This window comes from Haloferax sp. Atlit-48N (assembly GCF_003383015.2).
GTDB classification, from domain to species: Archaea; Halobacteriota; Halobacteria; order Halobacteriales; family Haloferacaceae; genus Haloferax; species Haloferax volcanii.
Genome location: NZ_CP137689.1, coordinates 490,627 through 515,367, shown reverse-complemented (window position 1 = coordinate 515,367; position 24,741 = coordinate 490,627). Strand labels below are relative to the sequence as shown.

20 protein-coding genes are annotated in these 24,741 nt (G+C 69.0%); 13 read left to right on the top strand and 7 right to left on the bottom strand.

What is annotated here, in order from left to right:
• Nucleotides 1-125 precede the first annotated feature (125 nt).
• The 3 genes from DEQ67_RS02885 to DEQ67_RS02875 all read right to left on the bottom strand — a co-directional run bounded on the left by DEQ67_RS02885 (nt 126) and on the right by DEQ67_RS02875 (nt 5,673).
• Nucleotides 126-1,796: a methyl-accepting chemotaxis protein gene (locus tag DEQ67_RS02885; protein WP_115860417.1), complete on the bottom strand. Its 1,671-nt coding sequence runs from the start codon at nt 1,794-1,796 to the stop codon at nt 126-128.
• Between the two features lie 206 nt (nt 1,797-2,002).
• Nucleotides 2,003-4,498, bottom strand: coding sequence for a methyl-accepting chemotaxis protein (locus tag DEQ67_RS02880; RefSeq protein WP_006600686.1), 2,496 nt, complete (start codon nt 4,496-4,498; stop codon nt 2,003-2,005).
• Nucleotides 4,495-5,673: an ABC transporter substrate-binding protein gene (locus DEQ67_RS02875; RefSeq protein WP_206043113.1), complete on the bottom strand. Its 1,179-nt coding sequence runs from the start codon at nt 5,671-5,673 to the stop codon at nt 4,495-4,497. Before DEQ67_RS02875 ends, DEQ67_RS02880 begins: the two co-directional genes overlap by 4 nt.
• Before the next feature lie 284 nt (nt 5,674-5,957).
• Here DEQ67_RS02875 and mutS point away from each other — a divergent pair, with 284 nt between their 5' ends.
• The 6 genes from mutS (at nt 5,958) to DEQ67_RS02845 (ending at nt 14,833) form a co-directional block, all read left to right on the top strand.
• The gene (mutS, locus tag DEQ67_RS02870) at nt 5,958-8,732 is read left to right on the top strand and encodes a DNA mismatch repair protein MutS (protein ID WP_115891371.1); all 2,775 of its coding nucleotides are present in this window, start codon (nt 5,958-5,960) and stop codon (nt 8,730-8,732) included.
• Nucleotides 8,729-10,957: a DNA mismatch repair endonuclease MutL gene (gene mutL / locus DEQ67_RS02865; protein ID WP_115860420.1), complete on the top strand. Its 2,229-nt coding sequence runs from the start codon at nt 8,729-8,731 to the stop codon at nt 10,955-10,957. Before mutS ends, mutL begins: the two co-directional genes overlap by 4 nt.
• 132 nt (nt 10,958-11,089) lie before the next feature.
• Entirely contained in the window at nt 11,090-11,392 is a 303-nt protein-coding gene (locus DEQ67_RS02860) for a hypothetical protein (RefSeq protein ID WP_115802712.1), read from the top strand.
• A gap of 88 nt (nt 11,393-11,480) precedes the next feature.
• A complete protein-coding gene (gene kdgK1 / locus DEQ67_RS02855; RefSeq protein WP_115891372.1) occupies nt 11,481-12,443 on the top strand; it encodes a bifunctional 2-dehydro-3-deoxygluconokinase/2-dehydro-3-deoxygalactonokinase in 963 nt (320 codons plus the stop codon).
• 136 nt (nt 12,444-12,579) lie between these two features.
• Nucleotides 12,580-14,061 carry a Na+/H+ antiporter NhaC family protein gene (locus tag DEQ67_RS02850; RefSeq protein ID WP_115860424.1) on the top strand — a complete coding sequence of 494 codons (1,482 nt, stop codon included), beginning with the start codon at nt 12,580-12,582 and terminating at the stop codon, nt 14,059-14,061.
• Between the two features lie 127 nt (nt 14,062-14,188).
• Nucleotides 14,189-14,833: a DUF6663 family protein gene (locus DEQ67_RS02845; RefSeq protein WP_115802177.1), complete on the top strand. Its 645-nt coding sequence runs from the start codon at nt 14,189-14,191 to the stop codon at nt 14,831-14,833.
• A gap of 48 nt (nt 14,834-14,881) precedes the next feature.
• Here the strand turns inward: DEQ67_RS02845 and DEQ67_RS02840 are convergent, their stop codons facing one another.
• From DEQ67_RS02840 to DEQ67_RS02830, 3 genes are all read right to left on the bottom strand, one after another.
• Nucleotides 14,882-15,046 (bottom strand): hypothetical protein, encoded by a 165-nt coding sequence (locus DEQ67_RS02840; protein WP_004044385.1) that lies wholly within the window; start codon nt 15,044-15,046, stop codon nt 14,882-14,884.
• Between the two features lie 110 nt (nt 15,047-15,156).
• The gene (locus tag DEQ67_RS02835) at nt 15,157-15,654 is read right to left on the bottom strand and encodes a DUF7344 domain-containing protein (protein ID WP_004065228.1); all 498 of its coding nucleotides are present in this window, start codon (nt 15,652-15,654) and stop codon (nt 15,157-15,159) included.
• 319 nt (nt 15,655-15,973) lie between these two features.
• Nucleotides 15,974-17,389, bottom strand: coding sequence for a sugar porter family MFS transporter (locus tag DEQ67_RS02830; protein WP_115802176.1), 1,416 nt, complete (start codon nt 17,387-17,389; stop codon nt 15,974-15,976).
• Nucleotides 17,390-17,644: 255 nt separating this feature from the next.
• Between DEQ67_RS02830 and DEQ67_RS02825 the strand changes: the two genes are divergently transcribed.
• The 7 genes from DEQ67_RS02825 to DEQ67_RS02795 all read left to right on the top strand — a co-directional run bounded on the left by DEQ67_RS02825 (nt 17,645) and on the right by DEQ67_RS02795 (nt 23,753).
• Nucleotides 17,645-17,905, top strand: a complete 261-nt coding sequence (locus tag DEQ67_RS02825; protein WP_004044388.1) for a glutaredoxin family protein — start codon at nt 17,645-17,647, stop codon at nt 17,903-17,905.
• Nucleotides 17,906-18,003: 98 nt separating this feature from the next.
• A complete protein-coding gene (locus DEQ67_RS02820; protein ID WP_004044389.1) occupies nt 18,004-18,423 on the top strand; it encodes a DUF7539 family protein in 420 nt (139 codons plus the stop codon).
• A gap of 130 nt (nt 18,424-18,553) precedes the next feature.
• Nucleotides 18,554-21,370 (top strand): aconitate hydratase, encoded by a 2,817-nt coding sequence (locus tag DEQ67_RS02815; RefSeq protein WP_115860426.1) that lies wholly within the window; start codon nt 18,554-18,556, stop codon nt 21,368-21,370.
• A 158-nt stretch (nt 21,371-21,528) separates the two neighbouring features.
• Nucleotides 21,529-21,978: a DUF6069 family protein gene (locus DEQ67_RS02810; RefSeq protein WP_004065231.1), complete on the top strand. Its 450-nt coding sequence runs from the start codon at nt 21,529-21,531 to the stop codon at nt 21,976-21,978.
• 237 nt (nt 21,979-22,215) lie between these two features.
• Nucleotides 22,216-23,046, top strand: coding sequence for a DUF7260 family protein (locus tag DEQ67_RS02805; RefSeq protein WP_223173877.1), 831 nt, complete (start codon nt 22,216-22,218; stop codon nt 23,044-23,046).
• Complete coding sequence (locus DEQ67_RS02800) at nt 23,043-23,477, top strand: metal-dependent transcriptional regulator (protein ID WP_004044393.1); 435 nt, start codon at nt 23,043-23,045, stop codon at nt 23,475-23,477. Before DEQ67_RS02805 ends, DEQ67_RS02800 begins: the two co-directional genes overlap by 4 nt.
• Before the next feature lie 108 nt (nt 23,478-23,585).
• Nucleotides 23,586-23,753 (top strand): hypothetical protein, encoded by a 168-nt coding sequence (locus tag DEQ67_RS02795; protein ID WP_004065234.1) that lies wholly within the window; start codon nt 23,586-23,588, stop codon nt 23,751-23,753.
• Between the two features lie 132 nt (nt 23,754-23,885).
• Here the strand turns inward: DEQ67_RS02795 and dpsA are convergent, their stop codons facing one another.
• Nucleotides 23,886-24,416, bottom strand: coding sequence for a DNA starvation/stationary phase protection protein DpsA (gene dpsA, locus DEQ67_RS02790; protein WP_004065235.1), 531 nt, complete (start codon nt 24,414-24,416; stop codon nt 23,886-23,888).
• Between the last annotated feature and the right edge of the window lie 325 nt (nt 24,417-24,741).

Genomic DNA, 24,741 nt, shown 5'->3' with positions numbered 1-24,741 from the left:
CGGCGATGAGAACCCGCAGCGTGCTGGCCGACGAATCCGACACGGATACCCGTTGTGCCGGAGTGCGGAGAGACGGCCGCGGAACGAAACGCGGACTCCGACCCGTGACCGACTCGGCGGGTGCGCTACCGGTCGAACTGGAACCCGCCGAACTCGTCGTCCGACCCGCCGTCGGTCGCCGCGCGAACCGAGTCGGCATCCGCGTCGGCGTCCGCGCTGCCGGCCGCGTCGTCGAAGTCCATCGCGTCCAGTTCCTCGACCGCCGTCGCGTCGCCGCCGACGAGGGCGTCCACCCGGTCAGCGAGCGCGTCGAGGGCGACCGTCTGGTCGGCGGTCGCGTCGGTGATGTCGGTCGTCGACGCCTCGGCGGCGGTCGCGTGCTCTTGGGCCATCTGAATCGTACTCGTGACCTCCTCGATGTTCGTCGCCTGCGAGTCGGTCGCGCGAGCGACCTCGGTGATGCCGTTGGCCGCGGAATCCGCGGCGTCGGCGATTTCGGAAAGCGAGGCGAGCACGTCCTCGATTTCGCCGGAGGCGACCTGAATCTGCTCGTGCGACTGCTCGGAGGCCAGCACCGTCTCGTCGGCCTGTTCCTGAATCTCGGTGATGCTGTCCGCGATTTCTTCGGTGTGCTCGTGGGTCTGGTTCGCGAGCTGTTTGACCTCGTCGGCGACGACGGAGAAGCCCTCGCCGGCCTCGCCGGCGCGGGCGGCCTCGATGTTCGCGTTGAGCGCGAGCAGGTTCGTCCGGTCTGCGACCTCCGCGATGACCTCGACGACCTCCTCGATGACGACCATGCGCTGTTGGAGTTCGGTCACGCTGTCGAGCAGTTCGTCGGAGATGTCGATGACCTGGTCGGTCGCGGACCGGATGCTCTGGCCGGCCTCGTGGCCGTTCTCGGCGGCCGCGCGGGCCTGGTTCGCTGCCGAGGCGACCTCGTCGGAGGTGGCCGCTATCTCCTCCATGCTGGCCGAAAGCTCCTGCATCTCCTCCGCGCCCGTCGACAGGAGGTCCGCCTGCTCCGTGACCTGCGATTCGATGTCGGTCGCGGCGGTCGCGGCCCGCTGAATCGCCCCGCCGAGGTCGGCGGTCGTAGCGTCGACCTCGCTGGCGAGGCGGTCGAACCGGGTCGCCATCTCGTTGAGGTCCGAGACGACCGCCAGCGTCTCGTCTTCGAGGACGCCGCGGTCGTCCGTGAACGACGCCCGGGCCGAGAGGTCGCCGGCGGTGAGGCTCCCGATGGTGGTCGATACCTCCTCGACGAGCGCCTCGGACGCCCGCTGTTTCTCCACCGCGTCGGTCCGGTCGTGGACCGCCTCGACGACGCCGACCAGTTCGTCGCCCTCGAACAGCGGTTGGGCGGTGAAGGCGATGTGGCGCTCCGCGCCGTGTCGGTCCGTCATCGTGCTGGCGTCGCGGTAGAGCCGACTGGCCTCGTCGACCACGTCGAGGCCGTGGACCTCGTCGGCGCTCCGCGGGTCGTCGAGCACCTTGTCGGCGAGCGTCTTCGCCCGCCGGCCGTCCGGGTAGAACAGTTCGCTCACGTGCTCCGACCCGAGCGCCTCCGCCGCGGGAACGCCCGTGAGCGTCGTAATCGGGTCGTTCCACGCGATGACCCGCCCGTCGGCGTCGAGGACGAACACCGGCGTCCCCACGCCGTCGAGCAGGGCACCGGCGTGCAACTGCTCGGCCGCCGCCGCGACCGTCCCTCGTTCGTCAGCCTGTGCGCCGCCGTCGGTCCGCGTCCGAGCCCCGACCCCCGGGACCAGCGCCGCGAGTCGCGAAAGCAGGTCCATATATCTCCCCTCACGCAGATTGCCGGTATAACGCTACGCTCCGGATTATCAACTGTGAGACTGAGGTGGTACGAAAACGGTCACAGCCGACAGCCGGCTGCGGGACGCGAAACAGTCGAGAAAAACGGTGGTCGCGCGGGAGGGCCGAATCGGGAACCGACGGTTCGGACGGCCGCGAGGCCGCGCTTCGGCGGCGGGTCGCGGCGTCAGTCGAGTCGGTCGGAACGGTCGTCGGCAGAGCGGTCGGGGCCGTCGTCGTCGATGCCATCGTCATCGGGTCCGTCGCCGTCGAGGCCGCCGTCGGTCGTCGGCGCGTCGAGTTCGGCGGACGGAGTGGTGTCAGCGCCGGTGCGCGCACCGTCGCGGTCCGCGGCGTCGTGGTCGACGGTGAACTCGGAGACGAGCGACATCAGCCGCTCGGACTGTGTGGCGAGGCGGTCCGCGCCGTCGGAAACCTCGCTGAGCGAGGCGGTCTGTTCCTCGGCCGCGGCCGCGACCGATTCGGCTCGCTCGGCGGTCTCGTCACTGATATCCGAGACGCGGTCCATCATCGACGCGACCTCCTCGGTCGAGGCGGCCTGCTCGTCGGTGGTCCGGCTGATTTCGTCGACGCCGTCGGTCGTCTCGCGGACGTTCTCGACGATGGTGTCGAGCGAGTCGCGGGCGGTCTGGACCGCGTCGACGCCGGAGTCGACGGCGTCGCGCGTCTCGCGCATCTCGGAGACGGACGCCGCGGACTTCGCTTGGACCTCCTCGATGGTCGCCTCGATTTCCTCGGCGGAGGCCTTGGTCTCGCCGGCGAGCTCCTTGACCTCGTTGGCGACGACCGAGAAGCCCTCGCCGGCCTCGCCCGCGCGGGCGGCCTCGATGTTCGCGTTGAGCGCGAGGATGTTCGTCTGTTCGGCGATGTCGGTGATGAGTTCGACGATGTCACCGATTTCGGCCATGTCGCCTTCGAGGTCCTCGATGCGGTCGACCGTCCGGCGGGTCTGCGTCTCGACGGTCTCGATGGTGTCGATGGCGTTGGCGGCCGCCTCGTGGCCGTCCTCGCTCGCTTCGAGGGTGTGTTGGGCCGTGCGTTCGAGTTCGCTCGCCGAGGAGGCGACCTCCTCGATGGTCGCAGAGAGGTTGCTCGTCTCGCTCGTCGTCTGCCGGAGGTTCTCGCGCTGTTCGTGCGCGCCCTCGGCCATGACCTGCGTGGACTCGCTGACCTGCCGGCTCGCGCGCTCTATCTCCTGAGAACTCGCGGTGACTTCCTGGCTGGCCGCGGCGACGGTCTCGGCGAACTCGACGACCTCCGCGACGGTCGCTTCGAGTTCGTCGGCCATGTCGTTGAACGACCGCGCCATCTCGTTCATCGCGTCGTTGTCGGCGTCCTCGGACATCCGGCGCGTGAGGTCGCCGTCGGCGGCGTCCGCCATCGTCTCGCTGAACTCGGCGGCCGTCGCTTCGAGTTCGGTGATGAGGGCCTCCAGTTCCGTGTGCGTCTGCCCCATCGACTCGCCGAACGACCCCGGAATATCCTCGTCGAGGACGGGGTCGTCGAAGCGCTTGTCCGCGAGCGCCTCGGCCTGCCCGGCGACGGTCGTCAGGTACGCCTGCATCGACTCGAAGGAGTCGTACAGCCGGCCCATCTCGTCGATGCGGGCGGTGTTCGGGAGGTCGCCGTCGACCTCGCCGTTGGCGATGTCGTCTGCGTTGCGGGCGACGACCGAGAGGGACCGCGCGGTGCCGCGACCGATGGTCGCCCCGACGAGGAACAGCGCGCCGACGGCGAACGCGACGAGGAACATCACGTTCGTCGTCACGTGCGACTGGAGCGCGAACGCCCGCTCGGCCGGGACGTGGTAGGTGACCACCCAGTCGGTGCCGGTGATGGGCGCGTACGCCATCGCGTACTCGCCGGGCTCCATGCCCGTGCGGGCGGAGACGACCTCGTAGCCGGTCTGCCCCGACATCGCGGCGTCGATGGCCTCGATTGACGAGCCGTCGGCGGCCGCGTACTCGTCGAGGATGGACGCCTTGCGGTTGTCGAACAGGATGGTTCCGGACTCGGTGACGACCTTGGTGTCACCGGTCGCGTAGGGCGACTCGAACTGGTGGGAGCCGGCTTCGAGCGACGCCGTCAGGACGACCGCGCCGTCGGCCCCGGAGACGGGCGCGGCGAACGCGACGACCGGCTCGCCGCCGGATTCGTAGGGCGCGGAGACGGTCACGGACCGGCCCGACGCCAGCGCCGCGGCGTCGTCGGTCCACGGCGCGGACAGCGAGTCGAGCGACTGCCCGGTCGCGCTGTCGGTCGTGCTGGCGACGACCGCGCCGGTGTCGGCGTCGACGTAGTGGAGCGAGCGAACGTCGCCGGAGAGCTGGATGAGCTTCCCTTCGAGCCACCGCTGGTGGTCGGCCGCCGAGGTGCCCGCCGGCTGGTCGGCGAGCGATTCAGCGAGGAACGAGACGGTCGACTCCTTCGATGTCACCCAGTCGGAGACCGACTTGGCCTCCGTCGACGCCGCGCCGCGAATCTGCGATTCGGTCTGCGACTCGACGACCGACTTCGTGTCGAAGTGGATGTACGCGCCCGCGCCGCCCATGACGACCGCGATGAGGAGGAGCACGACGCCGAACTTCGCCGCGTAGCGCCGGCGAATCACGTTCGGAAGCGCCCGTTCGAGCAGGCTCGTCAGCCGCGAAAACGGGTTCATCGTCCGCCTCCGGACTCGAAGAACTGGCGCTGGAGGAGTTCGACCTGCTCGACCGAGCCGTTGCGGACGCGCTCGACGAGGTACGAACTCAGCGGTTCGAGCGCTTCCGTGAGGTCGACCCCGCTCGACGCGCCCTGATAGTTCAGTTCGCGGCCGGCGTCGACGAGGGTCCGAACCCGGTCGAACTCGCCGACGGAGACGGTGTGGCCGGTCCCGCCCGAGACGGTCTGGAGAGCGTCGGCGATGGCCGGCCCCGACGCCTCACCGGCGTACTCCGCCGCCGTCGCCATGAGGAACAGGGCGTCGTAGGCGTTCGCCGCGTAGGGCTGGAGCGGCGCGATGTCGGAGAGCCGCTGGGTGAGATGGAAGTAGCCGTCGGTCCGAACCGACGACAGCGAGGCGCTGTAAAACCCCTCGTAGTAGGGCGGAATCTCGCCGTCGAACAGGCCCGCCGAGAAGACCCAGGGGGCCTCGTGGTCGGACGCGCCGTAGGCGTCGAGGACGCCCCGTTCCTGTCCGGGGACGCTGACGAAGCCGACCGCGTCGGGCGAGTCAGCGAACACCTCGTCTATGACGCCGCCGAAGGCCTCCGCGCTCGGGTCGTAGCTGACCTCGGTGACGACTTCCGCGTCGAGTTGGTCGCCGAGCGCGGTGCCGAGGTCGGAGCCGAAGGCCCCGTCGACGGTGAGGAGGGCGACCCGGTCGGCGTCGGCGTACTGCGGCGCGTCGAGAATCTTCGCCATCGCGGTCGCCTGGAGGCTGTCGCTCGGGACGGTCCGGCCGAAGAACTTCCGGCCGTCGGCCCGCCCGGCGTCCGAGAGCCGGGGGTTCGTGCTCGCCGGCGACATCTCCATGACGGCGTCGTCGGCCGCCTTCGGAGCGAGCGCGAGCGACACGTCGCTGACGAGGCCGCCGACGAAGCCGACGACGCCCGCGTCGGCCAGCGAGGCGTAGCGGTCGGTCGCGACCGACGCGGACCCCTCCGTGTCCACGGCGGTCAGTTCGACCGGCCGGCCGAGCACGCCGCCCGCCCCGTTGATGTCCTCGACCGCCTGCTCGGCGGCGCGCTTGCCGTGCGTTCCCACCTGCTCCAGCGACCCGCTGACGGGCAACATCGCCCCGAATCGAACGGGCTCCCCGGACTCCGTTCCGAACGTTCCTACGCACCCGGACAGCGAGCCGAGCCCCACCGCGCCGGCGGCCGTGCGGAGAAACGTTCGTCTATCGTGCCTGACTGTCACAGATTGCCCGAGACAACTCCCGTATATAATTTTGGGCCGCCGATTATCAGACGCTGTATTTTTGGAAGAATCGTCCAACATTAGACGCGAAGTATGGACGCGGTATCACACGCCACATCGAGGCGTCGCCGCGTCGGGCCGCCGCGAGTCGAGGCGGCGGCGACCCCGTCGGCCGGGGCATCGTAGCGTTTTATCCGCCGGCCCGCCCACGTGCGGACATGACTACTCAGGGAATCGTCGGACAGTTCCTCTCGTTGAAAGAGGAGACCGACGCCGACCTGCTCGCCATGCAGTGCGGCGACTTCTACGAGTTCTTCGCCGACGACGCCGAGACGGTCGGCCGCGAACTCGACCTCAAAGTCTCCCAGAAGTCCTCGCACGGGTCGTCGTACCCGATGGCGGGCGTGCCGCTGAACGACCTGACGCCCTACCTCAAGGCGCTCGTCGAGCGCGGCTACCGGGTCGCCGTCGCCGACCAGTACGAAACCGAGTCCGGCGACCTCCGCCGGGAGGTAAAGCGCGTCGTCACGCCGGGCACGCTCCTCGAAACCTCCCGCGCCGACGCGCAGTTCCTCGCGGCCGTCGTGACCGACGGCGACGGCGTCGGCCTCGCGTTCTCCGACATCACGACCGGCCAGTTCCTCGTCACCGAGGCCGCGACCGTCGACGACGCCGCGGCCGAACTCTACCGCTTCGCCCCCGTCGAGGTCCTCCCCGGCCCGGAACTGCGGAGCGACGACGAGACGCTCTCGCGGCTGCGCGAGGCCACCGACGCTTCCTTCTCGCTTTTCTCCACCGAGGCGTTCGCGCCGGGTCGCGCCCGCCACGCCGTCCGCGAGCAGTTCGGCGCGTCAACGGTCGATAGCGTCGGCCTCGACTCCGACCTCGCGACCCGCGCCGCCGGCGGCGTCCTCGCCTACGTCGAGGAGACGGGCGCGGGCGTCCTCCGGTCGATGACGCGCCTCCAAGTCTACCACCCGTCGGACCTGCTCGAACTCGACGCGACCACCCAGCGCAATCTCGAACTCACGGAGACGATGCACGGCGACCGCTCGGGGTCGCTGTTCGACACGATAGACCACACCGTCACCTCGCCCGGCGGCCGCCTCCTCCGCGAGTGGCTGACTCGACCGCGACGCGACCGCGACGAACTCGCCCGCCGACACGACGCCGTGGAGTCGCTCGCGTCGGCCGCCCTCGCCCGCGAGCGCGTCCGCGAGGTGCTCGACGGGGCGTACGACCTCGAACGCCTCGCCTCCCGGTCGGCGTCCGGGAGCGCCGGCGCGTCAGAGCTGCTTTCGGTCCGCGACACGCTCTCGGTGCTTCCCGCCCTCGCCGACGCCATCGAGGGGACCGAACTCGCGGACTCCCCGCTCGCGGAAGTCGTCTCGCGGCCCGACCGAGACGCCGCGGCCGACCTCCGGACGGACCTCGCCGACGCGCTCGCCGAGGACCCGCCGAAGACGGTCACGCAAGGTGGGTTGTTCCGGACGGGCTACGACGACGAACTCGACGACCTCATCGAGCGCCACGAGTCGGCAAAGTCGTGGCTCGACACGCTCGCTGACCGCGAAAAGCGGGACCACGGCCTCTCGCACGTCACCGTCGACCGCAACAAGACCGACGGCTACTACATCCAGGTCGGCAAGTCGGTCGCGGACCAGGTGCCGGACCACTACCGGCAGATAAAGACGCTCAAGAACTCCAAACGCTTCGTCACCGAGGAGTTAGAGGAGAAAGAACGCGAGATTCTCCGGCTCGAAGAGGCCCGCGGCGACCTCGAATACGAACTGTTCGAGGACCTCCGCGAGCGCGTGGCCCGGCACGCCGAACTCCTCCAAGACGTGGGCCGGACCATCGCCGAAGTGGACGCGCTGGCGTCGCTCGCCACCCACGCCGCCGGCAACGGGTGGACGCGCCCCGAACTCACCGAGGCCGGAGCGCTCGACATCGAGGCCGGTCGCCACCCGGTCGTGGAGACGACGACCGACTTCGTCCCGAACGACCTCCGCATGGACGACGAGCGCGGCTTCCTCATCGTCACCGGACCGAACATGTCCGGCAAATCGACGTACATGCGGCAGGCGGCGCTCATCACGCTCCTCGCGCAGGTCGGCAGTTTCGTGCCCGCTCGCTCCGCGACCGTCGGCGTCGTCGACGGCATCTACACCCGCGTCGGCGCGCTGGACGAACTCGCGCAGGGCCGCTCGACGTTCATGGTCGAGATGCAAGAGCTCTCGAACATCCTCCACTCGGCCACCGAGGACTCGCTCGTCATCCTCGACGAGGTGGGCCGCGGAACCGCGACCTACGACGGCATCTCCATCGCGTGGGCGGCCACCGAGTACCTCCACAACGAGGTGCGCGCGAAGACGCTGTTCGCCACGCACTACCACGAACTGACGAGCCTCGCGGACCACCTCGACCGCGTCGCCAACGTCCACGTCGCGGCCGACGAGCGCGACGGCGACGTGACGTTCCTCAGAACCGTCGTCGACGGCCCGACCGACCGGAGCTACGGGATTCACGTCGCAGATTTGGCGGGGGTTCCGCGCCCGGTGGTCGACCGCGCCGGCGACGTGCTGGACCGACTCCGCGAGGAGAAGGCAATCGAGGCGAAGGGCTCCGGCACCTCGGAGCCCGTGCAGGCCGTCTTCGACGTGGGGAGCGGCCAGATGAAGGTTGCCGAAGCCGGCGACTCTGGCGGCGACGGCGACGATTCGGATGGCTCCGGCGCGCCCGCGAACGGCGCGACTGGAACGGGTGCGGCCGGCAACGGCTCGGTGGACGCGGCCGCGGCCGTCGAAGGGAGTGCTGAAGCGGACCGCGCCGGGACCGGGTCCGACTCCGAGTCCGAACCCGCGCTGGACCCGGAGACGGAAGCCGTCCTCGACGAACTGCAATCGACCGACGTGAACGACACGTCGCCGCTGGACCTGATGGCGAAGGTGCAGGCGTGGCAGTCGAAACTCGACGGCGGTGACGGCGAATGAGCGACATCAAACAGCTCGACGAGAAGACCATCCAGCGCATCGCCGCCGGCGAGGTGGTCGAGCGACCGGCCTCGGTCGTCAAAGAGCTGTTCGAAAACAGCCTCGACGCGGACGCGACGCGCATCTCCGTGGCCGTCGACGCCGGCGGGGTTGAGGGCGTCCGCATCCGCGACGACGGCGTCGGCATGAGCGAGGACGACCTCGAACTCGCCGTCCGCGAGCACACGACGAGCAAAATCGGCGACATCGAGGACCTCGAAGCCGGCGTCGGCACCCTCGGCTTCCGCGGCGAGGCGCTCCACACCATCGGCGCGGTGTCGCGGCTGACCATCCGGTCGAAGCCCCGCGGCGGCGACGTGGGCACCGAGTTGCAGTACGAGGGCGGCGAGGTCGAGTCGATTCGACCCGCCGGCTGTCCCGAGGGGACGGTCGTCGAGGTCGACGACCTGTTTTACAACACGCCCGCCCGCCGGAAGTTCCTCAAGACGACGGCGACCGAGTTCGACCACGTCAACGCGGTCGTCACCCACTACGCCCTCGCCAACCCGGACGTGGCCGTCTCGCTCGAACACGACGACCGCGAGGTGTTCGCCACCGAGGGCCGCGGCGACCTCCAGTCGACCGTGCTCTCGGTGTACGGCCGCGAGGTCGCGGAGTCGATGGTCCCCGTGGACCACGACCCACCCGGCGTCTCCGTCTCGGGGCTCGTGAGCCACCCCGAGACGACCCGGAGCACCCGCGACTACCTCTCGACGTTCGTCAACGACCGCTACGTCACCGACCGCGTGCTCCGCGAGGCCGTCCTCGACGCCTACGGCGGCCAACTCGACGCGGACCGCTACCCCTTCGCGGTGCTGTTCGTCGAGGTCGCGCCCGACGCCGTGGACGTGAACGTCCACCCGCGGAAGATGGAGGTCCGCTGGGACGACGAGGCCGGCGTCAAACGCGAGGTGACCGAAGCGGTCGAAGACGCCCTGTTAAGCCACGGCCTCGTCCGGTCGTCGGCCCCGCGAGGCCGGTCGAAAGCCGACGAAGCGGCCATCGAACCCGGTTCGTCGAGCGGCGACGCCGACGCGGCGCAACTGGACCCTCACGAGGTCCCCGACTCGGAGTCGGGTGACGAATCGGAGGATGGCGACGCCCCGTCCGCGCGGGACGTGCAGTCGGCGCGGGAGGCCCGCGAATCGGGCGCTCGGGCGGACTCGACCGCGACCGACGGCCCGGAGGCGACCGACGACGCCGACACGGACACCACACCTGCAACTGAACGACACTCGGGCGTCGGGTCCGGCGACCCCGCTGCCGGCGACGACTCCGGTGCGTCCGCCGAGACTACGGAGTCGTCCGGCCCGACCTCGGTGCCGTCGTCCGCGCCGCCGACGCCGCCCCGCGAGTACGACCTCGCGCCGGGGCCGGAGACGACCGAGCAGTCGTCGCTTTCGACCGACGACGGGAGCGAATCGAGGTCGACACCGGACGAGGCGTCGTCGGCCGACTCGGGGGCGGACGACAACGCGCCCCGAAGCCCTCCCTCGCGCATCGCCGCGCCGACGACCCAGCGCGACCTCTCCGGCGAGGAGGCGGATCTCTCACCCGAGTTCGACTCGCTGCCGTCGATGCGAATCATCGGCCAACTCGCGGACACCTACATCGTCGCCGAGACCGGCGAGGGACTGGTGCTCGTCGACCAGCACGCCGCCGACGAGCGCGTGAACTACGAGCGCCTGAGAGGCGAGGTCGAAGGCGACACGCCGACGCAGGCGCTGGCCGAGCCGGTCGCCCTCGAACTCACCGCGCGGGAGGCGGCGCTGTTCGAGGAGTACCGCGAGGCGCTGGCGCAGGTGGGCTTCCACGCCGGGCGGACCGGCGAGCGGACCGTCTCGGTGCGCACCGTCCCGGCGGTGTTCGACGCCGCGCTCGACCCCGAACTGCTCCGCGACGCGCTGACGGCGTTCGTCCGCGAGGAGGTCGACGGCGGCCGGAAGACCGTCGACGCCGTCGCCGACGAACTGCTGTCGGACCTCGCGTGTTACCCCTCGATTACGGGCAACACGTCGCTGCGGGAGGGCTCCGTGCTCGACCTGCTCGCGGCGCTCGACGACTGCGAGAACCCCTACGCCTGCCCCCACGGCCGCCCGGTCATCGTCGAGTTCGACCGCGACGAAATCGCCTCGCGCTTCGAGCGCGACTACCCCGGTCACGGCGGGCGGCGACGCGAGGAGTAGTCCGAGGGGGTCGCGTTGGGCGGGTCGAGTCGGGTCGGCCGTCTCGTGACGCTGGTCTCGCCACCGATCCCGATTCTCGGAACCGATAGCCGCGGCGAGGATTCAAGTCCGGGCACCGAGACGGTGGAGGCGATGAACCCGCTGGTCGTTCTGGGCGTCTGCTTCGGGCCGCTGGTGCTCGTCGTCTCGTATCTCTTCACCGCGGCGACGGGACCGAGCGTGCCGCCGTGGGCCGACGCGGTCGGGCAGGCGATTCGGCTCTACGGGACCGTGGCCGCCGTGGTCGTCGGCCCGCTAGCGCTGCACGCCGACCGACTGGACCTCGCCCGCGAGAGCGACTGGGTTCCCTCGCCCGTCTACTACCTGATTGCGGTTCCGTTCTTGAGCATCCCCATCGCGTTCATCTATCTCGTCCGGCGGCTGACGGCCGCGTGAGCCGGCCGGAAGGGCGACCGAATCAACCGCGGGCGCGAACCTCGTCGGCAACGCCGGACGTTTATATCGCGCCCGCGAACGGCCGTCCATGACAGCACTCGTGACCTTCGGCGAGACGATGCTTCGGCTGTCGCCGCCGCGTGGCGAGCGACTCGAAACCGCCCGCGAACTCGAAGTGCAGGCGGGCGGCGCGGAGTCGAACGTCGCCGTCGCCGCCGCCCGACTCGGCCGGGACGCCGCGTGGTTCTCGAAGCTCCCGGACTCGCCGCTCGGCCGGCGAATCGTCAGCGAACTCCGGAGCCACGGCGTCGACACCGACGGCGTCGTCTGGACCGACGACGCGGACGCCCGACAGGGCGTCTACTACCTCGAACACGGGGCGTCACCGCGCCCGACGAACGTCGTCTACGACCGCGCCGACGCGGCCGTGACGACGCTGGAGACGGGCGAGTTCGACCTCGACGCCGTCCGCGACGCCGAGGTGTGTTTCACGAGCGGCATCACGCCCGCGCTCTCCGAGACGCTCTCCGAGACCACCGCCGACGTGCTCGACGCGGCCCAGAACGCCGGGACGACGACCGCCTTCGACCTGAACTACCGGACGAAACTCTGGTCGCCCGGCGAGGCGGCCAAAGTCTACCGCGACCTGCTCGACTCGGTCGACCTGCTTTTCGCCGCCGAGCGCGACGCGGCGACCGTCCTCGGGCGCGACGGCGACGCCGAGTCGGTCGCCCGCGGGCTCGCCGATGACTACGACATCGAAACCGTCGTCGTCACCCGCGGCGAGGAAGGGTCGCTCGCGGTGTCCGACGGCGCGGTGTCCGAACAGGGCGTCTACGAAGCGGAGACGTACGACGCCATCGGCACCGGCGACGCCTTCGTCGGCGGTTTCCTCGCGAAGCACCTCGACGGCGGGAGCGTGACCGAGTCGCTGGAGTGGGCCTCGGCGACGGCGTCGTTCAAGCGGACCGTCGAGGGCGACATCGCCGTCGTCACCCCCGAGGACGTCGAGCGCGTCGTCGCGGAGGAGGGCGACGGCATCTCGCGGTAGCGCGCAGTCACCCGCGGTAGCTCGCAGTCGCGCGCCGACCCGTCAGCGAAATCGGACGACCGACCGACGATAACGATTTTCCGTCACAGTCGAAGGGTCAGATTCAAACCCGCCACGACGATATCCGCTTTCGGTAATGGCAACACTCTCGTTCGAACCGCTGACGTACGACGACATCCCGGAGGCCGAGCGGCCGTCGCTCGCGCAGGCGCTCGTCCCCGTCGTCGGGATGCTCGTCTTCCTGAGCGTCGGCGTCATCTGGCTCGGGCTCGACCCGCAGTTGCCGCTTCTGTGGGGCATCATCCTCACCGGCGCGGTGGGTCGCTACTGGCTGGGGCTGCCGTGGACCCGGCTCTCGGCGGGCATCCGCGACGGTATCAACATGGGACTGTCGGCGCTTCTCATCCTGCTCGTCGTCTACATGCTCATCTCGACGTGGACCGCCGCGGGGACGATTCCCGCGCTCATCTACTACGGCCTCGACTTCCTGTCGCCGGCGGTGTTCCTCCCCGTGGCGACGCTGCTTTCGGCCGTGGTCACCTTCGCCATCGGCTCGTCGTGGACGACCGCCGCGACGCTGGGCGTCGCCTTCATCGGCATCGGCTCGGGGCTGGGGATGCCCGACGCGATGACCGCCGGCGCGGTTCTGACGGGCGCGTACACCGGCGACAAGGTGTCGCCGTTTTCCGACACGACGAACCTCGCGGCCGCCGTCACGAACACCGAACTCCTGACCCACGTCCGGACGATGCGCGTCGGGACGGCCATCGCGCTGGCAATCTCGCTCGTCGCCTACGCCGCCCTCGGCCTCACGGCGAGCGGGAGCATCCCGGCCGGGCGCGTCGCGGAGATGCAGGCGGCCATCGCCGGGTCGTACGCCGTGACCCCGCTGGTGTTCGCGCCGCTCGTCGTGACGTTCGTCCTCGCGCTCCGGGGGTATCCCGCCTTACCGTCTATCGTCGCGGGCGTTGTCGCCGGGACGTTCACCCAACTGTTCGTCCAAGGCTCCGTCGCGGTCGACACCTTCGTCGGCGCGTGGAACGTCGCCTTCGCGGGCACCGCGCCCTCGACGGGCGTCGAGACGGTCGACTCGCTGCTCGCCTCCGACGGCCTGCTCGGGTCGGCGTGGACGATGACGGTCATCCTCGCGTCGCTGTCGCTCGGCGGGATTCTCGAACGGACCGGCTGTATCGCCGTCCTCGCACACCACCTCCGGCGGGTGCTCACCTCGGTCGCCTCGCTGACGGTCGGGACGGCCGCTTCGTCGCTTGCGATGAACGCCATCGCGGCCGACCAGTACATGAGCATCGTCGTCCCCGGGATGAGCTTCCGCGGCCTCTACGACGACTTCGACCTCGAAAGCCGGAACCTCTCGCGGGCCATCGAGTCCGCGGGGACGACCACGAGCGCGCTCATCCCGTGGGGGACCGGCGGCGCGTACATGGCCGACGTGCTCGGCGTGCCGACGCTCCAGTACGCGCCCTACTACTTCCTCGGCTTCCTCTCGCCGCTCATCCTCGTGGCGATGGGGCTGTCGGGGTGGCGAGTCACGGAACAGGGCTCCGACACCGACGCCGGTCTCCGCGGCGCGGTCGCGTCCTTCGGCGACGACGACTGAGCGAGCGCCGAGGTGCGCGGGCGACGACCCGCCGGCGGCGACCTCCCCCGGCGACCCACCGACGACGACCCCCCGCGGTCGCCGGGCGACCGGCAGGCGTATTTCCGTTCGTCCAGTAGCCGCGGACATGGAGGTCACGACGGCCGGCCGATTTCGGGTCTATCGCAGTCCGCGCGACGGAGACGAACTCCTCTTGCTCGAACTCCCCGACGAGCGCGTCGACTGGACCGACCCGGCCGTCGAGACCGACGCCGACGACGCCTACTCTCCGACCTACGTCCCGCGAACGGGCTACGACGGTGACCTCGCAGCGCGCGTGTCGGCGCTCGAACCCGGCAACGAAATCGAGGCCACGCTGCGCTGGGACGACGGCGACCCGCGGTTCGAGGAACTGTCGGTCCGCGACCGGACCCGGTTCCGGTTCGTCGGGGCCGCGACGGGGCTGTTCGAGGCCGCCCGCGAGACGTGGCGGGCGACCGGCGACGGCGAGGCCATCGGGTCGCGCGTCACCTACGGGACCGACGGCGACCCCAACGCCGTGCTCTACGTCTTCGCGAAACAGCCCGGCGCGCGCGACCTGTTCGACGAGTTCGGCGACGGCGTCGTCCCCGTGGACCCGCTTTTGGACCGCCTCGACGACGAGACCGACGCGCCGGACGCGCCCCGCGAGGTGTTCGTCCTGCGCCCCCTCGACGAGGAGTTCGTCCTCGTCGCCATCGCGCTCGACCGCGAAGGGCTGTTCGCGCGGACGATGCGCGACACCTACTGCTGACGCCGCAGCGTCGCGGGCGGCGACGCCGACCCGCCGCGGTCCACTCGGTCACTCGTCGCCGTCGCCGTCGCTCGACGCGCGGGAACCGCACTCCGAACACCGGTAGACGGTTCGCCAGCCGCCGCCGGTGACGAACCGCCGTCGAAACGAGTGTCTCGCGCCGCAGTCGTCGCAGACCGTCGGCGGTCCGGCCGGGTCGGGAGCGTCGCGCATACGCCGAATCGTGGCGGCTGCGACCTAAATCTCACCGCCGACCGATACCGACGGGAGGGCGGCCGGTCGAGTTCGAAGGGCTCGGCAGAAAAGCCGGGCGACGAGGCGCGTCAGTCCTCTTGGGTCCAGCGCTGGTAGACCGCGGAGCCGCCGAGGACGGCGAAGACGAGCGAGCCGAGACCGGGCGCGCCGACGGCCGAGATGACGGGGACGCCGACGGCGACGGCAATCATGAGGACGATGCCGAGCGCGGCGAGGGCGGCGTAGTACTCGCTCCACGAGAGTTCGCCCTCGGGGACGACCTCCATGTAGACCGTCACGTCGCCCGCCTCGGCCAGCGAGACGACTTTCGACTCCTCGTCGTAGTTCACGATGTCAAGCTCGGCGAGTTTCGGGATGTGGGTCTGTTGCAGCGAGACGTAGGCGCTCTGCCGGATGTTCCGCGGGGGCGGCGACTCCCCGGTCTCGGCTTCCGCGATGCGCTCCGAGAGTTCGCGGAGCGTCAGGTCGCCGTCTTGGAGGTACTCGATGGCCATCCGACGGCGGTCGTTACTCAGTACCTCGTGAATACGCGTCTCGGAGAGTCCGGGTTCGGATGTTGTCGCCATACGAGGATTCGATCGGTTTGTGACTGGTCGCTTCTCCTATATCAACGGTTCGCCTCCGGTATCGAAATCAAAAACGTCGACCGCGACCGAATCACCCGACAGGACTCCCGTCACCCGCGTTTCGGGGCGGATTGGCGACAGCTGTCAGCCGGGCGTCGGCCACAAGAACCATCTACTGGGAGATTCGCGCGACCCGCGACCCCCGAGCGTCGACGACTCGGTGCTGCGAGCGACGACGTTACGGGCATCGTCGAGGCTGAGGACGGACCGCGGCGCGCCGCCCAGCGCGCGAGAGGTCGGGCCGCGCGTCGGCGTCCCCTCAGTCGTCGTCAGAGACGGTCCCGGCCGACGACCCGTCCGGCGACCCGCCGAGCACATTCTCCCGGAGGTCGGATTCGATGGCCTCCAGCGACCGCCCCTTCGTCTCGGGGACGAACCGATAGGTGAACGCGAGCGCGACGGCGCTCAGCGCCGCGAACACCCAGAACGTCCCCGCGGTCGTGATTTCTGCGACCATGACGGGGAAGGCGAGCGATACCGCGAGGTTCGCCACCCAGTTGAACACCGTGACGACGCCCATGGCCGTCCCGCGGACCTTCAGCGGGTAAATCTCGGAGATGAGAAGCCAGAACACCGGGCCGAGACCGACGGCGAAGAAGGCCACGTAGAGCATGAGGCTCCCGGTGGCGACCGTGCCGACGAAGCCCGAAAAGCCCGGCAGGTAGAACGCCGCGCCGAGCGCGACGAGCGTGAGCGTCATCCCCGCGAGGCCGACCGAAAGCAGCGGGCGGCGGCCCCGACGGTCGATGAGAACGACCGCGACGACGGTCATGACGACGTTGACGACGCCGATGCCGACCGTGGCGAGGATGGACGCCGAGGACTCGAAGCCGGTCGATTCGAGAATCGTCGGCGCGTAGTAGATGACCGTGTTGATGCCGGTGACCTGCTGGAGGACGGCGAGGCCGACGCCGACGACGAGCGCCGGGCGCATCCACGGTTCGAGGAGGTCGAGCAGGCCGCCGTCTTCCGCCTCGATGGTCTCGTTAATCTCTGCGAGTTCGGCCCGAATCTGGTCGTCGGTGCGGGTCCGCGAGAGCACGTCGCGGGCCTTCGACTCCCGGTCGTGTTCGACCAGCCAGCGGGGGCTCTCGGGCATGAACACCATCCCGGCCGCGAGGATGACCGCGGGCACCATGCCGGTGCCGAGCATCCAGCGCCACTGCCCGCCGTCGGCGAAGGCGTAGTTGACGAAGTACGACGAGAGGATGCCGACCGTGACCGCGAGTTGGTTCAGCGAGACCAGCGAACCGCGAATCTTCGGCGGCGCGATTTCGGAGAGATACAGGGGGCCGACGATGGAGGCGAAGCCGATGGCGACGCCGTCGATGAGTCGCCCGACGACGAGCACCTCGACGGTCGGCGCGATAGCCATCACCAGCGAGCCGACGAAGAAGACGACGGCGCTGACGAGGATGAGCCGCCTGCGCCCCCATCGGTCTGCGAGGTAGCCGCCGAGCGCCGCGCCGAGTGCCGCGCCCGCCAGCGCGCCGCTGACGACGATGCCCTCCACCAGCGGCGTCATCGTGAACGCGTCTCTGATGTAGAGGAACGCGCCCGAGATGATGCCCGTGTCGAACCCGAACAGCAGTCCGTTGAGGGCGGCGAGCGCGGCCGTCACGTAGACGAACCGGTTTCGACCGTCCGCCTCGGGTGCGTCAGTATCGACTGTCATAAATTGTACTCGTTCGTTATGTATTCGGTTCTGAGTTAGAAAATTTACGACGTATTATCAACAGACAAAAATTAACATATTCGATTCGATGAGACGTATACGACGCCGGAGTCAGCCGTTTTCTCGGACGGGTTCTAACTCTGACACCCGATACTGTTAGATTAAAAACTCAAACAGACCCGATTTAGAAACAAATTTGTAATCTGATAAGATACGACGAGAAGACTCAACAGGCCGCGGCGACGACATCGGACGATGAGCGACGCCGTCCCCATCGTCATCTACACGCGCACGGAGTGTCACCTCTGCGACGAGGCCGAAGCGACCGTTCGCGAGGTCGCAGACGAGGTGGATGTCACGGTCGATATCGACCTCGTGAACGTCGACAGCGACGAGGAACTCCGCGAGAAGTACGGGGAGCGCGTGCCCTACGTCTACGTCGACGGCCGACCAGCGTTCAAGTTCCGCGTCGACGCCGACCGACTCGGGGAGAAGCTGACCGCGGCGCGGGAGTGAGCGACGCACAGTCGTCGTCGGGTGCGGTCCACCCGACGCCGGGGTCGCGCGCTTCAGGCGGGCGTACGCCTATGGCCTCGGCGCGCCTGTTGATACGCATGGAAGCTGACAGACGACTCCTCCGCGAGGCGCGGGAGCGACTCGACGGGTGGACGTACACGGCCCGCGACCGGGCGTACCGCGAGCTGTTCGCCGGTGACGACGCCGCCGTCACGGCCGAGGAGCGGCAGCTTCTCGACGAGGTGGACGCGGAACTCGCGGGCGACGGCGACGACGGGCTCTGGGGGACGGACGAGTACGCCGTCGTCATGGGCCATCCGAAGAACCACCCGATTTCGGTCGTCTGCACCCGCCATCCGGAGATTCCGTCGTCGTGGTCGCGGGGCGGCGAGAGCCTGACCGAACCGGAGCGCGAGCAGTTCAACGACCTCCTGTGGGACTACTGCGAGCGCGTCCGCCGGTACGTCCAAGACGAGGTCGACGAGTTCGTCGGCGTCGCGGGCGTCCCCGAGGAGTAGCCGGCGTCGCGGCGGCCGACCCCCGGCGTCGAAACGGTTCCGAGAGCCGCGACGCCCCGCGTTCGCCCCGATTCCGACGGTGTGAGAACGAGTCCCGCATTCAAGCCCGCGGAGACCCTATCGGTCGACCATGAGCGATACTGAGACACTGGACGCCATCCGTGAGTTCGAACACGACGGAACCACGTACAAGATGGCGGACCTGACCGTACTCGAAGAACAGGGCCTCTGCGAACTCGACAGGCTCCCGGTGAGCATCCGCATCCTCCTGGAGTCCGTACTGCGAAACGTCGACGGCGACATCGTCACCGAGGAGGACGTGCGAAACGCCGCCTCGTGGGAGCCGGACGTGCCGAACGTCGAAGTCCCGTTCACGCCGTCTCGCGTCGTGTTGCAGGACCTGACTGGCGTGCCCGCCGTCGTCGACCTCGCGGCGCTCCGGTCGGCCGCCGACCGCGCCGGCGAGGACCCGAAACTCGTCGAGCCCGAAGTTCCCTGTGACCTCGTCATCGACCACAGCGTGCAGGTGGACTTCTTCGGCTCGCCCGACGCCTACGAGAAGAACGTCGAACTGGAGTACGAGCGCAACGCCGAGCGCTACAAGGCGCTCAAGTGGGCGCAGAACGCCTTCGACAACTTCAGCGTCGTCCCGCCGGGCACGGGCATCGTCCACCAGGTGAACCTCGAACACCTCGGGCGGGTCGTCCACGACCGCGAGTGGCGCGGCGACCGCTGGCTCCTCCCCGACACGCTCGTCGGCACCGACAGCCACACGCCGATGATAGGCGGCATCGGCGTCGTCGGCTGGGGCGTCGGCGGCATCGAGGCCGAGGCGGCGATGCTCGGCCAGCCCATCACGATGAAGCTCCCCGAGGTCGTCGGCGTCAGACTCGACGGCGAACTCCCCGAGGGCGCGACCGCGACCGACCTCGTGTTACACGTCACCGAACAGCTCCGCGAGGTCGGCGTCGTCGACCGGTTCGTCGAGTTCTTCGGCCCCGGCGTGGGGAACTTGTCTGTCCCCGACCGGGCGACCATCTCCAACATGGCCCCCGAACAGGGGTCGACCATCAGCGTCTTCCCGGTCGACGAGGCGACGCTGGACTACCTCGAACTCACGGGCCGCGAGCCCGAACACATCGAACTCGTCCGCGAGTACCTCGAATCGCAGGGCCTCTTCGGCGAGCAACACCCCGAGTACACGGAGACGGTCGACGTGGACCTCTCGGCGGTCGAACCGAGCCTCGCCGGGCCGAAGCGCCCGCAGGACCGCGTCGCCATGGGCGACATGAAGACGCACTTCCGAAACCTGCTCTACGGCGAGTTCGAGGACGATGTCGCCGACGTGGACGAGGAGGCCATCGTCCGCTGGCTCGGCGAGGGCGGGGGCGGAGGCGACGACGGCGAACTCGCGGGCGACGGCGGGACGCTGACCGAGACGCCCGAGGCGGCCCCGGAAGAACCCGACCTCGGTGAGCTGACGAAACGCGTCGAAGTCGACCTCGGCGGCGAGACGGTCGAAATCGGCCACGGGAGCGTCGTCGTCAGCGCCATCACCTCCTGTACGAACACCTCGAACCCGTCGGTCATGGTCGCCGCGGGCCTCCTCGCGCGCAACGCGCTGGAGAAGGGCCTCGACGTGCCCGAGTACGTGAAGACGAGCCTCGCGCCGGGGAGCCGCGTCGTCACGGAGTACCTGAAGAAGGCCGGCCTGCTCCCCCATCTCGAAGCGCTCGGCTACGACGTGGTCGGCTACGGCTGTACCACCTGCATCGGCAACGCCGGACCGCTCCCGGAACCCATCGAGAACGCCATCGACGAACACGGGCTGTGGACGACGAGCGTCCTCAGCGGCAACCGCAACTTCGAGGCGCGCATCCACCCGAAGATTCGCGCGAACTACCTCGCCAGTCCGCCGCTGGTCGTCGCTTACGGCCTCGCCGGGCGGATGGACATCGACCTCGAAACCGACCCGCTCGGCACCGACGACGAGGGCAACGCGGTCTACCTCGCGGACATCTGGCCGGACGCCGACGAGATACGAGAGACCATCCACGACAGCGTCGACCCGTCGATGTTCCGCGAGAAGTACGCCGAGGTGTTCGAGGGCGACGAGCGCTGGGAGGCGCTCGAAGCGCCGACCGGCGACGTGTACGACTGGGACGACGAGTCGACCTACATCCGCGAGCCGCCGTTCTTCACGGACTTCCCGCTGGAGAAACCCGGCGTCTCCGACATCGAGGACGCCCGCTGTCTCCTGACGCTCGGCGACACGGTGACGACCGACCACATCAGCCCGGCCGGACCGTTCGGGTCGAAGCTCCCGGCCGGCCAGTGGCTCGTGGACCACGGCGTCGATCCCGTGGACTTCAACACCTACGGCTCCCGCCGCGGCAACCACGAGGTGATGATGCGCGGGACGTTCGCCAACGTCCGCATCGAAAACCAGATGCTCGACGACGTGGAGGGCGGCTACACGATTCACCACCCGACGGGCGAGGAGACGACCGTCTTCGAGGCCAGCCAGCGCTACCGCGAGGAGGGGACCCCGCTCGTCGTCCTCTCGGGCGTCGAGTTCGGGACCGGCTCCAGCCGCGACTGGGCGGCGAAGGGCACCGACCTCCTCGGCGTGCGCGCGACCATCGCCGAGAGCTACGAGCGCATCTACCGCGACAACCTCGTCGGCATGGGCGTCCTCCCGCTCCAGTTCGAAGACGGCGATTCGTGGGAGTCGCTCGGCCTCGACGGCTCCGAGCAGTTCGACATCCGCGGCCTCGACGACGGCCTCGACGTCAACGACGAACTGACCGTCGTCGCCACGAAAGACGACGGGACCGAAATCGAGTTCGACGTGACCGCGCAGGTCGGCACGCCCGCCGCGGTGACGTACGTCGAACACGGCGGCATCCTCCACTACGTGCTCCGTCGGCTCCTGACCGAGAACTGACGCCGGGAGGCAGTCAGCGGACTGCATCGGGGGGCCGAATCGGGGAACTGAGTCGGGGTACCACCCCGACCGCGTTCGACCCACGCGTCGGACTCGCGGAGCGTCACGAGTCACCGAAGACGCGTAGATTCATCACCCGTGGCGTGCTACATCATAGCATGGCAACCGTGACACCCTCGGTCCGCCCGACGTGGACGGACCTCGCGCGTCGCGGGCTGGCGACCGCGGCGGTCGCGAGCGTCGCGAACGCGCTCTTGTTGACGCTCGTCCTCGGAACGGGGCTCGTCGAGCCGTTCGCACCGCTTTCGTACCCGCCGGTCGTGTTCCTCTCGGCCGCCGGCGCGGTCGCGGCGACGCTCGTCTACGGACTGCTCACGGGCCGCGTCACCGACGCGGACCGGACGTTTTTCAGGGTCGCTGTCGCGGTGCTCGTGGCGTCGTTCCTCCCCGACATCGGGCTCCTGTACGTCGACCCCGGAGCGACCGTGCCGGGCGTCCTCGTGTTGATGGTGATGCACGTCGTCGTCGCGGCGGTCTGCGTGGCGTCGCTCACCGAACTCGGGTGGGGCGTCCCGAAGGGGAATCGACCGGACGGGCCCGAGGAGTGACCGCGTGACCGCCGTGCGACCTCTGTTTAGGATGCCCTAAAAACCGAAGACACTATGTTGTTTTAGGTTGGCCTAAATGGTATGGCCGACAAGGAGTCGCACCGGTCGTCGAGACCGAACCGACACGGCGCGCTCGCGTGCGGTGGCGGAACCGTCGCGGGTGAGTGTTGACCATGCGCGAGTGCCTCGGCGTCGAACCCGCCGGTCCGAGTGTACTGTCGCGGTCGGACGCGCCGGATGTTCGGAGGTGCAGACGTGGTTGCTGACTGCGCCGCGGGCGTCCGAGACGCGCTTGACCGCGTCGCGAGCGAGCGCGAACAGGTGCTGGCGAAGCGACGGGCCGTCGAGCGGTTCGAACGCCGCGTGCGAAAGCTCGCCGCGCAGTCGGCGCGCCCCCCGGCCGGGACCACCCGGGCGACCGCGTGCGGGGCCGCGTCGGTGGCGGCGGCGACCCGACGAGACGACGCCGCCGACGAGGGTCGACGGCGGGTCCGCGAGCTGTTCGCGGAGACGATACGCCCGCACAGCGTCTCCGACGTGAGCGAATCCGAACCGCTCGCGGTGACGATACGCGAGGAGTTCGGCCCGGAGGTCGCGACGGCGCTCTCCCCGGACGCCGGGAGCCGGTTCACGCCGGCGGTCAAAGAGGCGGTCGTGTCGGCGGCGACGGAGCGACAGCGAGGTCTCGACGGGATGTGCCGGGCGCTCGACGGCGAAGAGCGGTCGCTTCGGGCGGCGCTCGCCGTGCTGGACGAGTGCGAAGACTGGGTGGCACGGGCGGACGAGACGCCGCTTTCGGAGCTGGGGTTCGACGCCCTCCGGCGGCGTCACGAGACGCTCGCCGGCCACCGCGAGGCGTGCGACCGACTGGTCCGCGAGCGACAGCGACACCTCAACGGGGCGACCCACCACACCGCGGCGGTCGAAGTTGACCACCGATTCCTCGCGACGTACCTCTACGAGGACCGCGCGACCGACTACCCGGTCTTGGCGGCCGCGACCCGCGTGGACGACAGCTGCGCGGACTGTCAGCGAGCCGTGCGCGACCACCTCGTCCGCCGCGTATGATCGGCGCGCCGCAGTATCTCCTCACGCTGTACATCGCCGAGCGGGAGGACGACGAGGAGTCACCGATTTCGCCGGGGTACGTCGCCGACGCGCTCGACCGCTCGCCGCCCGCGGCGACAGAGCGCCTCCAGAACCTCGATGCCAAGGGACTCGTGGACTACGAGCCCTACGAGGGCGCGACGCTCACTGCGGAGGGGCGCGACGCCGCCGCGGACCTCTACGACACCTACCAAATCCTCTCGCGGTTCTGCCGGGACGTGCTCGGCGTCAACGACCACGAAGGCGAGGCGATGCAACTAGTCGGAAACGTCAGCCCGACGGTCGCCGAGCGCCTCTCGGCGACGCTGCTTCGCGGCGACGGCGACCGCGACGGAGCGCGTCAGGCGGCTGGGTCGGAATCGACGTCGTCCCCGGACAACCCCGCGAGCTGAACGCATCGGCGTAAATCCGAACGAGCCTTGATGCTCGTCAACAAATAGCACTGATTTGCCGCGACGGAACCGTACCCTTTTTGTTTTAGGTTTCCCTAAAGCATCGCAATGGCCGCTGGTACGCAGTCGAACTCTGAATCCGTGTCGGAGCCCGACCGACCCGACTCCCCCGAGATATCCGTCTGCAAGGGTGGACCGGGGAAGTCGGTGTTCATGGAGTCGGGCAACAGCGACGGCTGGATTTCGAGCGACGTGACTATCGACGTGACGCGGTAGTCCCGTTCGAACGGGCGCGCTCGGGACGCGAGCGCGACGAGTACGGGAGCTACGCGTCGCGGGAATCACCGCGGGAAAAAGCGTCGAACGTCGGAACGAAAACGGCGTCCTCCGACGCGTCGGCGGCGGCGCTTACTGAACGAGCGTGTCGTCTTCGAGGTAGTGGTCGATGACGTGGGCGTGTTCTTCGATTTCGATGAGTTGCTCGCGGAGCATGTGCGCCGTCGCGTGGTCCCCGAGACCCGCGGCGAGTTCGATGTGTTCGCGGTAGCTCTCGATGATGTCGCCGTACATTTCGAGGTCGTTCGACAGCGAGGTGCGGATGTCGTAGACGTCCTCGTCTTCGGGCTCGACCGTCGCGGCCTCGCTCAGCGCGGGCATGCTGGCGTGGGGGACGCCGCCGATGGACTGGAGGCGCTCCGCGATTTCGTCGGCGGCCTCCTCGACTTCCTCGTAGGCCTCCTGGAGGAACTCGTGGATGCGGAGGTGCTCGGCACCTTCGACGTTCCAGTGGTGCTTGTGGAGCTGGTGATAGAGGACGTACGCGTCCGCGAGGTCGGTGTTCAGCGCTTCGATAATCTGCTCGGCTTTCTCGGTGTCGAGTCGAACCGGGTTGTCGCCGACGCTGCCTGCTTCCTTGAGGACTGACTTCTGTGTGCTCATCTCGACTGGTAGTTGGGACTGCGACCACTTAATACTTATCCGAGAACGAACAATTTTTCGTGTGGCCTAAAATCTCGTTTGTCGATATCGGATTATCGCTTCTAAAACGGCGACTGAAGCGTGTGAAGTGGCAGCACGGACTCGGTCGAGACGGCCGTGAGGTGGCGACCGTGTCGCAGTAACTATCATATTCATTACGATACTGTCCGTCGGCCGGGAGCTGCCTCGTGGGAGCCTGTCAGAAGGGGGGCGCACTCGCACGCTGGCGCGGTCACCGCGAACGGAGTCCCAGTCTCGCGGGACCGTTCCGCCCTCGTCGCGCACC

What these genes read in the sequence shown, in the direction of transcription:
- mutL (WP_115860420.1), top strand. Translation starts at nt 8,729, where the DNA reads ATGAGCGACATCAAACAGCTCGACGAGAAGACCATCCAGCGCATCGCC.
- DEQ67_RS02820 (WP_004044389.1), top strand. Translation starts at nt 18,004, where the DNA reads ATGGAAGCTGACAGACGACTCCTCCGCGAGGCGCGGGAGCGACTCGAC.
- DEQ67_RS02825 (WP_004044388.1), top strand. Translation starts at nt 17,645, where the DNA reads ATGAGCGACGCCGTCCCCATCGTCATCTACACGCGCACGGAGTGTCAC.
- dpsA (WP_004065235.1), bottom strand. Translation starts at nt 24,416, where the DNA reads ATGAGCACACAGAAGTCAGTCCTCAAGGAAGCAGGCAGCGTCGGCGAC.
- DEQ67_RS02815 (WP_115860426.1), top strand. Translation starts at nt 18,554, where the DNA reads ATGAGCGATACTGAGACACTGGACGCCATCCGTGAGTTCGAACACGAC.
- DEQ67_RS02885 (WP_115860417.1), bottom strand. Translation starts at nt 1,796, where the DNA reads ATGGACCTGCTTTCGCGACTCGCGGCGCTGGTCCCGGGGGTCGGGGCT.
- DEQ67_RS02860 (WP_115802712.1), top strand. Translation starts at nt 11,090, where the DNA reads ATGAACCCGCTGGTCGTTCTGGGCGTCTGCTTCGGGCCGCTGGTGCTC.
- mutS (WP_115891371.1), top strand. Translation starts at nt 5,958, where the DNA reads ATGACTACTCAGGGAATCGTCGGACAGTTCCTCTCGTTGAAAGAGGAG.
- DEQ67_RS02830 (WP_115802176.1), bottom strand. Translation starts at nt 17,389, where the DNA reads ATGACAGTCGATACTGACGCACCCGAGGCGGACGGTCGAAACCGGTTC.
- DEQ67_RS02795 (WP_004065234.1), top strand. Translation starts at nt 23,586, where the DNA reads ATGGCCGCTGGTACGCAGTCGAACTCTGAATCCGTGTCGGAGCCCGAC.
- DEQ67_RS02805 (WP_223173877.1), top strand. Translation starts at nt 22,216, where the DNA reads ATGTTCGGAGGTGCAGACGTGGTTGCTGACTGCGCCGCGGGCGTCCGA.
- DEQ67_RS02840 (WP_004044385.1), bottom strand. Translation starts at nt 15,046, where the DNA reads ATGCGCGACGCTCCCGACCCGGCCGGACCGCCGACGGTCTGCGACGAC.
- DEQ67_RS02845 (WP_115802177.1), top strand. Translation starts at nt 14,189, where the DNA reads ATGGAGGTCACGACGGCCGGCCGATTTCGGGTCTATCGCAGTCCGCGC.
- DEQ67_RS02835 (WP_004065228.1), bottom strand. Translation starts at nt 15,654, where the DNA reads ATGGCGACAACATCCGAACCCGGACTCTCCGAGACGCGTATTCACGAG.
- kdgK1 (WP_115891372.1), top strand. Translation starts at nt 11,481, where the DNA reads ATGACAGCACTCGTGACCTTCGGCGAGACGATGCTTCGGCTGTCGCCG.
- DEQ67_RS02850 (WP_115860424.1), top strand. Translation starts at nt 12,580, where the DNA reads ATGGCAACACTCTCGTTCGAACCGCTGACGTACGACGACATCCCGGAG.
- DEQ67_RS02810 (WP_004065231.1), top strand. Translation starts at nt 21,529, where the DNA reads ATGGCAACCGTGACACCCTCGGTCCGCCCGACGTGGACGGACCTCGCG.
- DEQ67_RS02880 (WP_006600686.1), bottom strand. Translation starts at nt 4,498, where the DNA reads ATGAACCCGTTTTCGCGGCTGACGAGCCTGCTCGAACGGGCGCTTCCG.
- DEQ67_RS02800 (WP_004044393.1), top strand. Translation starts at nt 23,043, where the DNA reads ATGATCGGCGCGCCGCAGTATCTCCTCACGCTGTACATCGCCGAGCGG.